12 protein-coding genes are annotated in these 12,293 nt (G+C 62.7%); 1 reads left to right on the top strand and 11 read right to left on the bottom strand.

What is annotated here, in order from left to right; translation table 11 throughout:
• Positions 1–18: 18 nt before the first annotated feature.
• From AC1DS5_RS05175 to gabT, 3 genes are all read right to left on the bottom strand, one after another.
• Positions 19–1,047, bottom strand: a complete 1,029-nt coding sequence (locus AC1DS5_RS05175) for an ABC transporter substrate-binding protein (protein WP_477717177.1) — start codon at positions 1,045–1,047, stop codon at positions 19–21.
• Between the two features lie 87 nt (positions 1,048–1,134).
• Positions 1,135–2,244 carry an ABC transporter ATP-binding protein gene (locus AC1DS5_RS05170; protein ID WP_477717176.1) on the bottom strand — a complete coding sequence of 370 codons (1,110 nt, stop codon included), beginning with the start codon at positions 2,242–2,244 and terminating at the stop codon, positions 1,135–1,137.
• A gap of 30 nt (positions 2,245–2,274) precedes the next feature.
• On the bottom strand, positions 2,275–3,576 hold the full coding sequence (gene gabT / locus AC1DS5_RS05165; RefSeq protein WP_477717175.1) for a 4-aminobutyrate--2-oxoglutarate transaminase: 1,302 nt from the start codon (positions 3,574–3,576) through the stop codon (positions 2,275–2,277).
• 181 nt (positions 3,577–3,757) lie between these two features.
• On the opposite strand from gabT, the gene AC1DS5_RS05160 reads away from it, so the two are divergent.
• Complete coding sequence (locus AC1DS5_RS05160; protein WP_477717174.1) at positions 3,758–5,173, top strand: aminotransferase-like domain-containing protein; 1,416 nt, start codon at positions 3,758–3,760, stop codon at positions 5,171–5,173.
• A 109-nt stretch (positions 5,174–5,282) separates the two neighbouring features.
• Here the strand turns inward: AC1DS5_RS05160 and AC1DS5_RS05155 are convergent, their stop codons facing one another.
• From AC1DS5_RS05155 to AC1DS5_RS05120, 8 genes are all read right to left on the bottom strand, one after another.
• Complete coding sequence (locus AC1DS5_RS05155; RefSeq protein WP_477717173.1) at positions 5,283–5,939, bottom strand: GntR family transcriptional regulator; 657 nt, start codon at positions 5,937–5,939, stop codon at positions 5,283–5,285.
• Positions 5,932–6,957: a branched-chain amino acid ABC transporter permease gene (locus AC1DS5_RS05150; RefSeq protein ID WP_477717172.1), complete on the bottom strand. Its 1,026-nt coding sequence runs from the start codon at positions 6,955–6,957 to the stop codon at positions 5,932–5,934. Before AC1DS5_RS05150 ends, AC1DS5_RS05155 begins: the two co-directional genes overlap by 8 nt.
• Entirely contained in the window at positions 6,958–7,860 is a 903-nt protein-coding gene (locus tag AC1DS5_RS05145; RefSeq protein ID WP_477717171.1) for a branched-chain amino acid ABC transporter permease, read from the bottom strand.
• Between the two features lie 81 nt (positions 7,861–7,941).
• A complete protein-coding gene (locus AC1DS5_RS05140) occupies positions 7,942–9,135 on the bottom strand; it encodes an ABC transporter substrate-binding protein (RefSeq protein WP_477717170.1) in 1,194 nt (397 codons plus the stop codon).
• Between the two features lie 75 nt (positions 9,136–9,210).
• Positions 9,211–9,924: an ABC transporter ATP-binding protein gene (locus AC1DS5_RS05135; RefSeq protein ID WP_477717169.1), complete on the bottom strand. Its 714-nt coding sequence runs from the start codon at positions 9,922–9,924 to the stop codon at positions 9,211–9,213.
• Positions 9,917–10,675: an ABC transporter ATP-binding protein gene (locus tag AC1DS5_RS05130; RefSeq protein WP_477717168.1), complete on the bottom strand. Its 759-nt coding sequence runs from the start codon at positions 10,673–10,675 to the stop codon at positions 9,917–9,919. The genes AC1DS5_RS05135 and AC1DS5_RS05130 overlap by 8 nt, the downstream gene beginning before the upstream one ends.
• A 24-nt stretch (positions 10,676–10,699) precedes the next feature.
• Complete coding sequence (locus AC1DS5_RS05125; RefSeq protein WP_477717167.1) at positions 10,700–11,971, bottom strand: FAD-dependent oxidoreductase; 1,272 nt, start codon at positions 11,969–11,971, stop codon at positions 10,700–10,702.
• 3 nt (positions 11,972–11,974) lie between these two features.
• Positions 11,975–12,253 carry a (2Fe-2S)-binding protein gene (locus tag AC1DS5_RS05120; RefSeq protein WP_477717166.1) on the bottom strand — a complete coding sequence of 93 codons (279 nt, stop codon included), beginning with the start codon at positions 12,251–12,253 and terminating at the stop codon, positions 11,975–11,977.
• Positions 12,254–12,293: the final 40 nt, after the last annotated feature.

The following is a 12,293-nucleotide window of genomic DNA, read 5'->3' as shown; positions in this document are numbered from 1 at the left end:
GGGTGTTGCTCCTGCGGCTTATTGCGTGGCCCAGGCGGCAAAGCGTTTTTCAAGCGCCTCACCCTGATCGGCCCAGAAGCCGACATTCATCTGGATGGCCTCTTTCGCATTGGCCGGTGATGTAGGCAAGTCGTCCAGCACCTTTTTGTCGAGCTTGCTCAGGGCCTTGGTGTTGACCGGGCCATAGGCAATGTTCTGGGCATACACGGCCTGCGTGGCGGGCTGGCTGGCAAAAGCGATGAACTTCATGGCAGCGTCCTTGTTTGGCGTGCCTTTGGGGATGACCCAGTAATCCAGGTCATAAATGCCGCCTGGCCAGTAAATCTTCAGGTTGCGGCCTTCCCGGTTGGCGGCGTCAATGCGGCCGTTGTACACGGTGCTGAGTGCCACGTCGCCAGCCACCAGAAATTGCGCGGGTTGGGCGCCGGCTTCCCACCACTGGATGTTGGGCTTGAGCTCGGTCAGCTTGCGAAATGCGCGGTCGGCGCCGTCCTTGGTAGCCAGGACCTTGTAGACGTCAGCGGGTTTGACACCATCGGCCATCAGGGCGAACTCCAGGTTGTAGCGGGCTCCCTTGCGCATACCGCGCTTGCCCGGAATCTTTTTGACATCCCAGAAATCGGCCCAACTGGTGGGGGCGGTTTTGGTTTTTTCAGCATTCCAGGCCATCACGGTGGACCAGACAAACACGCCCACGCCACATTCCGTCACGGCGGCGGGCAAAAAGTCAGCCTTGGGGCCGATTTTGCTGAAATCCATCTTTTCAAACAAACCTTCGTCACAGCCCCTCTGAGCATCAGGAGCTTCGACCTCGACAACGTCCCAGGTGACTTTCTTTGTCTCGACCATGGCCTTGATCTTGGCCTGTTCACCGTTGTATTCGACGGCAACAACTTTGGTGCCTGCTTTTTCATAGGGCTCGTAGTAGGCTTTTTTCTGCGCATTGGCGTTGGCGCCGCCAAAGTTGACGACGGTAATTTGCTGCTGCGCCAATGCGGGCAGCGCCAGGCACAAAGCCGCGCTGACGACAATGATGTGTTTCTTCATGGTGCTATTTCCTCGGTGGTTGATGAAAAGTGAAAGTGAAGGTGAGCGAGAACGTGAAGGTCGAAAACCCGTGAAGGGAGAAAGCGGTTACACCGCATAGATCCGCGTAAACGCAGCCGGAAATTCGAGATGAACGGCATCGCCGGACTGCGGTGGCGCCAAACCGTTCAGGAGGGTCAGGGGCAGCTTGACCGTGGCTTCTGCCTGGCCGGGGCCGACTTCGCACAGCAGGCGCAGGTGATCGCCAAAGTAAATCACGCGTGCCACGCGTGCAGGCAGCACATCGGCAGATGAGGCGGGCGTCTGGCGGTGCAGCACAATGCGCTCCGGCCGGATGTAAGCTTCTACCTGCGCACCGGCGTTCGGGTGATTGACGTTGATGCCGTGGAGCACGCGGCCATCCGGCAATTCAATGCCGGCCCGGCTCTCGCGGCCGGGCTGCCCGCCAAAAAGTTTTCCTTTGAGCAGGGTGCTGTCGCCCACGAAACCGGCGACGAAACGGTTTGAGGGTGCTTCATACAGTTCTTCCACGGGGGCCAGTTGCTGGATCGCGCCGTCGTTGAAGACGGCCACCCGGTCGCTCATCGTCAGGGCCTCGCCCTGGTCGTGGGTGACATAGACAAAAGTCACGCCCAGCTGCCGGTGCAGTTCCTTCAGCTCAATCTGCATGTGCTCGCGCAACTGCTTGTCCAGCGCACCCAGCGGCTCATCCATCAGCACCAGCTGGGGTTCAAATACCAGTGCCCGTGCCAGTGCGACCCGCTGCTGCTGGCCGCCGGAAAGCTGTCCGGGCAGCCGGTCTGACATCCCGGCGAGGCGAACCATGTCCAGGGCGCGCTGCACACGACGATCCTGATCGGCCCGGGATACCTTGCGCACCGTGAGCGGGTAGGCCACGTTCTGCCCCACCGTGAGATGCGGGAACAGCGCATAGTTCTGGAACACCATGCCGAAATTGCGTTTGTGGGGTGGCGTGCCCGTGATCTGCGAGCCGTTCAGGAAAATCTCGCCCGCCGTCGGGGATTCAAAACCGGCCAGCATCATCAGCGTAGTGGTTTTTCCGGAGCCGGATGGCCCAAGCAGGCTCAGGAATTCCCCGCGATGAATGTCGAGATCGAGCTGCTGCACAACAAGCTGCTCGCCGTCATAGGTTTTTTGCACGCTTGAAAAGCGTACGAGGAAATCGTTTTTAGTCATCGTCGTTCCCGGGCTGGCCATGCACGCCGGTCATGCACATGAGCGCAATGCGGAAAAGCTGTCCGCCAGAATGTCCAGGCCCTCGTCCAGCAAGGCGTCGGTTGCGGTGAGGGGAACCAGAATCCGGATCACATTGCCGTAGATGCCGCACGACAACAGGATCAGCCCGCGCCGCGCTGCCTCGGTCACCACGCGTTTGGTCAGTGCCGCGTCGGGACGGGTGGGGTCCCCGTTTTCGAAGAGCTCTATGGCCACCATGGCGCCCAGGCCGCGCACGTCGCCAATGGCCGCTTCTTTCTCCGCGATGGCGAGCAGACCTCTGACCAGATGGGCACCAAGGGTCTTGCTGCGCTCCAGGAGTTTTTCATCCTTGAAAACCTTGAGCACGGCCAAGGCTGCCGCGCAGCCAATGGGGCTGCCTGCGTAGGTGCCGCCCAGCCCGCCGGGGCCGGGTGCATCCATGACCTCGGCGCGGCCGACCAGGCCTGATAGGGGGAAACCACCCGCCATGGATTTGGCGATGGCAATCAGGTCGGGCGCCACGGGCCACTGTTCGCTGGCAAACCAGGTGCCTGTGCGGCCTGCGCCGGTCTGGACCTCGTCGGCGATCAGCAGGATGCCGTGCCGGTCGGCCAGCGCCTTCAGGCGGCTGATGAATTCGGGCGGGGCAATGTAAAAGCCTCCTTCGCCCTGCACCGGTTCAATGATGAAGGCCGCCACGCGCTCGGGTTCGACGTCGTTTTTGAGGATCTGCTCGACCGAATGCAGCGCTTGGTCGATGCTCACGCCGTGCAGCGCGTTGGGGTATTCCGCATGAAACACTTCGCCGGGGAAGGGGCCGAACCCCAGCTTATAGGGCGCGACCTTGCCGGTCATGCCCAGCGTCATGTTGGTCCGGCCGTGGTAGCCACCCGTGAAGGCGATGATTCCGGGGCGCTTGGTGTAGGCCCGCGCCACCTTGACCGCGTTCTCGACCGCCTCGGCGCCGGTGGTCAGCAGCAGGGTCTTTTTGGCGAAATTGCCGGGCGCCAGGGCATTGAGCTTTTCCGCCAGTTCAACGTAGGGCTCATAGGCGACCACCTGAAAGCAGGTGTGCGTGTAGAGGTCGAGCTGGGCCTTGACCGCGGCAATGACTTCGGCATGCCGGTGGCCGGTGTTGAGTACGGCGATGCCGCCGGCGAAGTCGATGTAGCGGCGGCCTTCGACGTCCCACAGTTCGGCATTTTTCGCCCGGCTGACAAAAATCTCGTGTGCCTGGCCTACGCCACGGGTCACGGCGGCTAGGCGGCGCGCCATCAGGGCGGCATTGCTGGGGGTCTGGGTTGGCTGCATGTTCAGGTGATTTCAGGTTGTAGGAAGGAGATGGGTGGACTTTAGAAGTCGAGGGCAGGCCCGTCCATGTACACCGCCGCGCTGTTTTCAACACACTGTGCGGGTCTAGAATCCTGTACATGGATTCCCCAACCCGGTGCATGAGGTTCGCGATGCACAATCTGCCTTTTTTGATTTTTTGATGCTCACACTTCGCCCGGAACTACAGACCCCACTGGTGAGCCAGATCGTTGACGGCCTGCGGGGCATGATTGCCGGGCAGGCGCTGAAACCGGGCGTCAAGCTGCCTTCCATCCGCGGTTTTGCCGCGATGCATGGCGTCAGTGTCTTCACGGTGGTGGAGGCTTACGACCGCCTTGTGGCCCAGGGCTGGTTGGTTTCCCGGGCCAATGCCGGGTTTTTCGTCAAACGCAGGGGCGATGATGGTGCATCCGGTGCGCCATATGCGCAGCCCCCGCAGCCGAAATTTGACGCGCGCTGGTACCTCAAGCAGATTTTCGAGAACCGCAACCTGCCGATGAAGCCTGGTTGCGGCTGGTTGCCGCATGATTTCCTGTTCGGGGACGCGCTTCGCCGTAGCATGCGGCACCTGTCGGCAGACGGCTCCTCCCTCGAGGGTTACGGCCTGCCCTGTGGGCATATGGCTCTGCGCATGGTCATTGCGGAGGCGCTGGCCGAAAACCAGATATCGGTCGAGGTGGACCAGGTGCTGCTGACGCAAGGGTCCAGCCAGGCACTGGACCTGGTGGCCCGGCAATTGATCAAGCCGGGTGACACCGTGCTGGTGGACAGCCCCGGTTATCCCAACCTGATGTTCATGCTGCGTTTTCTGGGCGCCAACCTTGTCGGTGTGCCGCGTACCCCCACCGGGTACGACCTGGCTGCACTGGAGGCGCTGCTGGCCGTGCACAAGCCCAAGGCTTTCTTTACACAGCCCCGTCTGCAAAGCCCGACCTGCTCGATTGCCTCGGCGGCCCATCTGCACCGCTTGCTGCAGCTGGCCGAGACGCACGGGTTCACGCTGGTGGAGAACGATATTTACGCCGACATGGACCCGGTGTCGCGGTCCACGCTGGCCAGCCTGGACCAGCTGCGGCGCGTGGTCTACATCGGCAGCTATTCCAAAACCATTTCGCCCAATTTGCGTGTGGGCTACCTGCTTGCGCGAGGCGACCTGATCGAGGACCTGGCCCAGCTCAAGATGATTTCGGGGCTCACATCCTCGGACATCGCCGAGCGGCTCACTTTTGGGGTGGTCACCGATGGCCGCTGGCGCAAGCACCTCAAGTCGCTTCGCGAGCGCCTGGCCCAGGCACACCGAAAGACAGAGAAAAGCCTGACCGGTCTTGGGTTTGAGCTCTTTCATGAGCCGGGGGCCGGCATGTACCTGTGGGCCCGGCACCCTGATCTCCCCGATAGCGCCGTGCTTTCCCAGGACGCGACGACCGAGGGCATCATGCTCGGGCCGGGGCAACTGTTTTTGCTTGAACCCCATCCCACGGGCTGGCTTCGCTTTAACGTGGCTTTCAGCGACGACGAGCGTTTATGGCGGTTTTTGTCCCGACGAATTGATCTGGGCCGGCAAGCTGCCCAGTAACTGCTGGGGCCGAGCCAAAGCGCGGCCAGCCAGGTGGTCGTCCACCATGCCAGTAGTTTCACCGGTTTTCGAATAAGGCGTCACCCCGGAACTGCCGCAACTGTGGTTTTCAGTTGTCAATCACGCGCCGGGCAAACCGTTCAAGGTAGTCCATCAGTTGGTCGGCGCCGCGCATGGCCGCTGTCTCGTCGCCCGTGGCGATACCCTGGGCCAGTTCCATGTGATAGCGGGCGCCTTCGGTAATTTCCCCTTCGTGCTGGTAGGCATACCAGAATCGCCGGCATTGCACGACTAGCGGCACCACGCATTTGACCGCCGAATGATTCTGGCTGGCATGGTGATTGACCTCGTCGAGTTCATGGTCGGCCCGCATGTAGTCTTCGAGGTGGCCGCGTGCCGCCGCCTTCACCATTTTTTCGGCGCAGCGCACGATCGCCAGGCGCTGCGGGGCCGTTGCGCGGCGCGCAGAACACGCGGCGATGAGGCGTTCGAGCGCGCGTCGCGTCTGGATCACATCCAGATGGTCCGCCAGATCGATGTGAGAGACCAGCAGTCCACGTCGCGGCTGCTGGTCGATGAGTCCGATCGACACCATGCGCAGCAGCGCCTCGCGCACTGGCGTGCGGCCGAGTTGGGTCAGCTCTACCAGTTCCGCTTCGACCACCGGGCTGCCCGGCTCGAGCCGGAGCGTGGAGATCAGCGCCTCGATCGCATCGTAGGCGAGATCAGCGGCGCGACGCTTTGGCGGAGAAAGGAGTCTAGGCATCGAGGGCTATGACATGGTGGCGTTTGCGTTTGAATTGGCGGCGCTGCAGCAGAGCTTGCCACTCACCGACCAAGCCTCTTCGGAAGAACGAGACGCATACGATGAAGGTCAGGCCTATGATAATTGTAACGACACCACCGAGCTGGGCCAGGTGGTTTTGCAGGCTGACGACCAGCGTGGCGCCGACCACCGGCCCCCAACCCGTGGCAAGGCCGCCGAGCAGCGTCATCAGCAGTACTTCGGTCGAAGTCGAGAGCATGACATCGTTGAGCGCCGAGAGCTGGAGTACCAGGGCCTTGAGCGAACCCGCCAGACCGGCGAGCGCGGCCGACAGCATGAAGGCGTAGAGCTTGCAGCGGTCGGTGTCGTAGCCTAGCGAGATGGCGCGCGGCGCGTTGTCGCGCAAGGCCTTCAGCACCTGGCCGAACGGGGAATGCACGATGCGGTGAATCAGCAGGAATGCCAGCACGAATACGCCGAGCGTGAAGTAGTACATGTGGTTGTCGGCGGACAGATCGACGAGCCCGAGCAGCTTGCCGCGCGGGATGCCCTGCATGCCGTCTTCGCCGCCGGTCCAGGGAATTTGCACGGCGAGAAAGTAGGCCACTTGCGAGAGCGCGAGCGTGATCATCGAGAAATAGATGCCGGTGCGCCGGATGGCCAGCTTGCCAATCACCCAGCCGATGCCGGTGGCGACCACCACACCTGCAAGGATTGCGAGTTCGACCGGAAAGCCTTTGTCCGCAAATCGGATCATGAGGATGCCGGTGGTGTAGCCCGCCCAGCCGAAAAAGGCGGCATGACCGAACGACACCAGGCCGGTGAAACCGATCAGCAGGTTGAAGGCCAGTGCGAACAGCGCATAGCACAGCACTTTCATGATGAAGACCGGGTAGGCGATCTCCGGGAAGGCCGGCACCAGCAAGGCCGGTACCAGCAACACGAGCAGGAAGCGGATGGAGGTGGGAATCGTCCGGAGGCGTGAGGCGAAGAGTGTGGATGGAGTCGATGGGTTCATTCAGTTCTCCTTGCCGAAAAGGCCGGCGGGCCGGCTGAGCAACACCAGCGCCATGATGACGAACACCACCACGGTGGCGGCTTCCGGGTAGAACACCTTGGTCAGTCCTTCCAGCAGGCCCAGGCCGAGCCCGGTGAAGATCGCACCGAAGATCGAGCCCAGCCCGCCGATGACCACCACCGCGAACACGATGTTGAGGAGGTTGGCGCCCATCAGCGGATTCACCTGCATGATGGGCGCAGCCATCACCCCTGCAATGCCCGCCAGCGCCACGCCGAATCCGTAGGTCAGCGTGATCATCAGGGGAATGTTCACGCCAAACGCCTGCAGTAGCTTGGGGTTTTCGGTGCCGGCGCGCAGCAGCGCGCCGAGCTTGGTTTTCTCGAACAGGTACCAGGTCACCGCGCAGATCACGAGTGAAGCCACGACCACGAAGCCGCGGTAGACCGGCAGATACATGAAACCGAGATCCACGCCCCCCTTGAGCAGGTCCGGCGGGTCATAGCTGGCGCCCGAGATGCCGTAGAAATGGCGCAGCGCACCTTCGAGCACCAGCGCCACGCCAAAGGTCAGCAGCAGCCCGTAAAGATGGTCAAGGTGATACAGGCGTTTGAGCAGCGTCTTTTCCAGCAGCACGCCCAGCGCCCCGACGATCAGCGGCGCCAGGATCAGCGCCGCCCAGAAGTTGATCCTGAATTCCGGACCGAGCAACAGGGGCAGTTGCGAGAACCCCATCCACGCCAGGAACGCAGCCACCATGAACTGCGCGCCATGCGCGAAGTTGATGATGTTGAGCAGGCCGAAGATGATGGCCAGCCCCATGCTGAGCAGTGCGTAAAAGCAGCCGTTGATGAGCCCGACCAGCAATTGGGCCAGAAGGGCTTGTGAGGAAATATCAAACATGGTGTGTGCGTTAGAGCTGGAGGCGCGGCAGCCGCACTCTTGTTGGAGGGGCGGCTGCACGCAGTGCCTGGTAGTGCTTGGTTAGTGGCTGATAGCGCAGGCCGGATTGACGGGCGGAAATACATCAGCGCCTTTGAGCACCGCCTTGACCTTGTAGTAGTCCCAGGGTGCCTTGGATTCGGCCGGACTCTTCACCTGCAGCAGCAGCATGTCGTGCACCAGCGCGCCGTCTTCACGCAGTTTGCCGTTGCGAATCACGGCGTCGTTGATCGTCATTTTGCGCAGTTGCGTCATCACCGCCTTGGCTTCGTCGGTGCCGGCGGCCTGTACGGCCTTCAGGTAGTTGAGTGTGGCCGAGTAGACGCCAGCCTGGGCGGCCGTCGGCATGCGCTTGTGTTTGTCGAAGAACTTGCGCGACCAGGCGCGCGATTTGTCGTCCAGGTCCCAGTAAAAGGCTTCGCTCAGGTACATGCCCTGGGCCTTGTCCAGGCCGATGCTGTGCACATCTGAAATGTAGGTCAGCAGCGGCGCCACGACCTGCTTGCGCGTGATGCCGTATTCGTTGGCCTGTTTGATGGCGTTGATCGTGTCGTTGCCGGCATTGGCCAATGCAATCACATCTGCCTTGGATGCCTGCGCCTTGAGCAGGAAGGAGGAGAAATCATTGCCCGGGAAGGGATGGCGCGAGCTGCCGACGACGCTGCCACCACTGGCTTTGATGACCTCGGTGGCGTCCTTCTCCAGCGAGTGCCCGAAGGTGTAGTCGGCGGTGATGAAGTACCACGACTTCTTGCCTTCCTTGACCAGCGCGCGCGCCGTGCCTGCCGCAAGCGCATAGGTGTTGGTGGTCCACTGTGCGTTGAGTGGCGAGCATTTCTCACCCAGAATCGCCGTGGCGAGCCCCGAGGAGGGCATGCTCACACGATTTTTCTGCTTGGCAATTTCCATGACCGCCAGCGCGGTCGAAGAGGTCGGGAAATCGGTCACCATGTCCACCTTGCCCTGGTCGAACCAGCCGCGCGCAAGGTTGGCTGCCACGTCCGGCTTGTTCTGGTGGTCGGCGAAGACGAGTTCGACGGGCTTGCCGAGCACCTTGCCGCCCATTTCCTCGATGGCCAGACGAGCGGCAACGACCGAGCCCTGGCCCGAGAGGTCGGAGTAGACGCCCGACAGATCGTTGAGCACGCCGATCTTGACCACGTCGTCGCTGACCTGGGCGTGTGCCGCGAAGCCCATGCAGGCGACGAGGCAGGTGGTGAGTTTGTTGAGATTCATGAGGAACTCCATTGAGGATTGAAAGGAGAGGGGTGGGGGAGGGAACTGGGAAGGAAATGGGAGAAATGGGCCAGGTCAAATGCCCAGCAACTCATTGAGACGGTCCTGCTTGGCATCGACTTCGCTGCGCTCGATCATCTCGACAACCCGGCCGTGTTCGATCACGTAGTGGCGGTCGGCCAGGTGTTTGGCGAAGCGAAAGTTCTGCTCGACCAGCACCACCGTGAAACCTTGCGCCTTGAGGTCGCGGATGACCTGGCCGAGCTTTTGCACGATCACGGGTGCGAGCCCTTCGGTGATTTCGTCCAGCAGCAAGAGCTTGGCGCCGGTGCGCAGAATGCGGGCCATGGCGAGCATCTGCTGCTCGCCGCCCGACAGGCGTGTCCCGGGGCTGTGGGCGCGTTCCTTGAGGTTGGGAAACATGGCGTAGATCTGTTCGAGCGTCATGCCGTTGTCGCCGACCTTGGGCAGCAGCGTCAGGTTCTCCTCGGCAGTCAGTGATGCGTAGATGCCGCGCTCTTCCGGGCAGTAGCCGATCCCGAGGCGTGCGATGCGGTGCGGCGGCAGGGCGATGACTTCCTTGCCTGCCACATGGATAGAGCCCGCGCGCTTGTCAATCAGGCCCAGGATCGCGCGCAGTGTCGAGGTGCGTCCGGCGCCGTTGCGGCCCAGCAGTGTCACGCATTCACCGGCGCGGACTTCCAGGTTGATGCCTTGCAGCACATGCGACTCCCCGTACCACGCATGCAGGTCGCGGATGGACAGCATGGTTTGACTTGAATCAGACATCTTCTTCGGTCCCCATATAGGCTTCCCGCACCGCAGGATCGACCGACACAGCGGCATACGGTCCTTCGGCCAGGATTTCGCCGCGTTGCAGCACGGTGATCGTGTCGCTGATGTCGGCCACGACTTTCATGTTGTGTTCGACCATGAGGATGGTGCGGTGTGCCGACACTTGTCTGATCAGGTCCTTCACCCGGTCCACGTCCTCATGCCCCATGCCTTGCGTGGGTTCGTCAAGCAGCAGCAGCTCGGGGTCGAGCGCCAGCGTGGTGGCGATCTCCAGCGTGCGCTTGCGCCCATAGGGCAGGTCGCCGGCCAGAAATGAGGCGAAGGATGCGAGCCCCACCTGCTCCAGCAAGGCCATCGCGGGCGCATCGAGTCTATGCAGCGAGGCGCTGGACTGCCAGAACCGGTAGTCAACCCCCAGCTTGCGCTGCAAGGCGATTTTCACGTTTTCCAGCGCAGTGAACTGCGGAAAAACAGCCGATATCTGGAACGATCGCACGATGCCGCGGCGCGCGGTCTGTGCCGGCTTTTCCTGCGTGATGTTCGTGTCGTTGAACAGGATGTGTCCTTCGGTCGGGATGTGGAACTTGGTCAGCAGGTTAAAGACGGTCGTCTTGCCGGCGCCGTTCGGCCCGATCAGCGCATGAATGGTTCCGCGTCTGACGCGCAGGTTGACGTTGCGCACGGCGACGAAGCCGCGGAACTCCTTGGTCAGTCCCCTGGTTTCAAGAATGATGTCTTTGTTCATGTGGATGGTTGAAGTTCTGGCGCGTTAGTGAGGTTGCGTGGAGGCGTGACGCGTCAGCGTGGCAATGCGCGCAGGCGAGATCGGCATGCGTGGTGCGGGCTGTGGCCAGCCAAACAGGAATTGCGTGGCGCCGCCACAGACGCGGCCCTGGCAGGCGCCCATGCCGCAGCGGCTGTGCAGTTTCGCGGCGGTCCAGCTATCGAAGCCGCACAATTGCTCATGGCTCACGTCTTCACAGCGGCACACCAGCGTGTCGGGCATGGCCAGTTGTTTCAAGCCTGGATGGAGCGCGAAGCGGTTGTGCAAAGCCGCAGCAAAGGCCTCCCAGCGCTGCCGCTGGGGCCACAGCCGCCGGGCCAGATCCAGCTGCCCCATGGCCGCGTGGCCGGCAATGGCTCCTTGCACCAGTGCGCGCTCGCTGCCGCCGAAGCCGGTGCATTCACCGGCGGCGTAATGGTCGGGCAGGCTGGTGGTCTGCCAGGGGTCGACCGCAATGGCATGTTGCGCATTCAGGCTGCAGCCCAGGGCCTGGCCGAGCTGGGTGTTGGGAATCAGGCCGAAGCCGCAGGCCAGGCGGTCGCAGGTGATGTCCAGTGTGCGAGAGCCTTGCTGAAGGCGCACCGATTCCACGCGGCCCTGGCCCGAAGCCGCCACGACGTGGCTGGACAGGCGGTAGCCCGGATGCAGGAGCGTCAAGGCCTGCAGGGCCTTGCCGGGCCAGCGCACCAGCGAAGCGGCAAAAGCGGCCACCGCGCTGATGGACGCCTGTTCGGCCACCCGCAGCACCTGCGCACCGGCGGCCTGGGCCGCGGCCGCAACTGCCAGCAACAGCGGGCCGCTGCCCGCCACCACGATGCGCTCGCCACGCACCGGTAGGCCACCCTTGATCAGGGCCTGCAGTCCGCCAGCACCGGTGACGCCGGGCAAGGTCCAGCCCGGAAACGGCAGCAGCAGTTCGCGCGCGCCAGTGCACACAATCAGCTTGTGGTAACCCAACTGCCAGCCTCGATCGGCGTCTTCCAGCAGCAACTGCTTGGGCTGCGGCACCGCCACGATGCGGGTGCCGGACAGCAGCCGCACATTGGGGTGACGGGCCAGGGCTTCACGCCGCTGCAAGGCGGCCCGGGGCAGATGGGCGCCTGGGCCGTCGCGCCAGATCTGGCCGCCGGGGGCTGGGTTGTCGTCGATCAACGTGATGGCCGCGCCCGTGGGGGCCGCAGCCAGCGCCGCAGCCATGCCCGCCGGGCCGGCGCCTACGATCAACAGATCGCAATGCTCCGGGGATGTGGTGGCCATGGTTCAGGCTCCCGTCAAGGCTTCAGCTGCGGCTGCGGTCTGTACCGCCATGCCCTCAACGCACAACGTCTGGCAGGCCAGGCGGCGCTGGCCGTTAATCAGCACCCGGCACTCCTGGCAGATGCCCATGCCGCAGAACGCTGCGCGCCGCTCGCCGCTGACGGAAATGCGCGTGATGCCGTCGCCCGCGATGTACAGCGCTGCGGCCACGGTGACACCCGCGGGCACACGTTGTGGCTGGCCGTTAAGGCTGAATTCAATCGAGCTGTTGAGGCTGTTCATTGGGTAACCTTCGCGCGATGCGCTGCGGTGCTATGAGCCT

The organism is Polaromonas sp. P4_H1 (assembly GCF_056400945.1).
The sequence above is the reverse complement of the archived record's forward strand: the minus strand, read 5'-3'. Positions and strand labels throughout refer to the sequence as shown.

What these genes read in the sequence shown, in the direction of transcription:
- AC1DS5_RS05160 (WP_477717174.1), top strand. Translation starts at nt 3,758, where the DNA reads ATGCTCACACTTCGCCCGGAACTACAGACCCCACTGGTGAGCCAGATC.
- AC1DS5_RS05170 (WP_477717176.1), bottom strand. Translation starts at nt 2,244, where the DNA reads ATGACTAAAAACGATTTCCTCGTACGCTTTTCAAGCGTGCAAAAAACC.
- AC1DS5_RS05140 (WP_477717170.1), bottom strand. Translation starts at nt 9,135, where the DNA reads ATGAATCTCAACAAACTCACCACCTGCCTCGTCGCCTGCATGGGCTTC.
- AC1DS5_RS05125 (WP_477717167.1), bottom strand. Translation starts at nt 11,971, where the DNA reads ATGGCCACCACATCCCCGGAGCATTGCGATCTGTTGATCGTAGGCGCC.
- AC1DS5_RS05145 (WP_477717171.1), bottom strand. Translation starts at nt 7,860, where the DNA reads ATGTTTGATATTTCCTCACAAGCCCTTCTGGCCCAATTGCTGGTCGGG.
- AC1DS5_RS05130 (WP_477717168.1), bottom strand. Translation starts at nt 10,675, where the DNA reads ATGAACAAAGACATCATTCTTGAAACCAGGGGACTGACCAAGGAGTTC.
- AC1DS5_RS05155 (WP_477717173.1), bottom strand. Translation starts at nt 5,939, where the DNA reads ATGCCTAGACTCCTTTCTCCGCCAAAGCGTCGCGCCGCTGATCTCGCC.
- AC1DS5_RS05150 (WP_477717172.1), bottom strand. Translation starts at nt 6,957, where the DNA reads ATGAACCCATCGACTCCATCCACACTCTTCGCCTCACGCCTCCGGACG.
- AC1DS5_RS05135 (WP_477717169.1), bottom strand. Translation starts at nt 9,924, where the DNA reads ATGTCTGATTCAAGTCAAACCATGCTGTCCATCCGCGACCTGCATGCG.
- AC1DS5_RS05120 (WP_477717166.1), bottom strand. Translation starts at nt 12,253, where the DNA reads ATGAACAGCCTCAACAGCTCGATTGAATTCAGCCTTAACGGCCAGCCA.
- gabT (WP_477717175.1), bottom strand. Translation starts at nt 3,576, where the DNA reads ATGCAGCCAACCCAGACCCCCAGCAATGCCGCCCTGATGGCGCGCCGC.
- AC1DS5_RS05175 (WP_477717177.1), bottom strand. Translation starts at nt 1,047, where the DNA reads ATGAAGAAACACATCATTGTCGTCAGCGCGGCTTTGTGCCTGGCGCTG.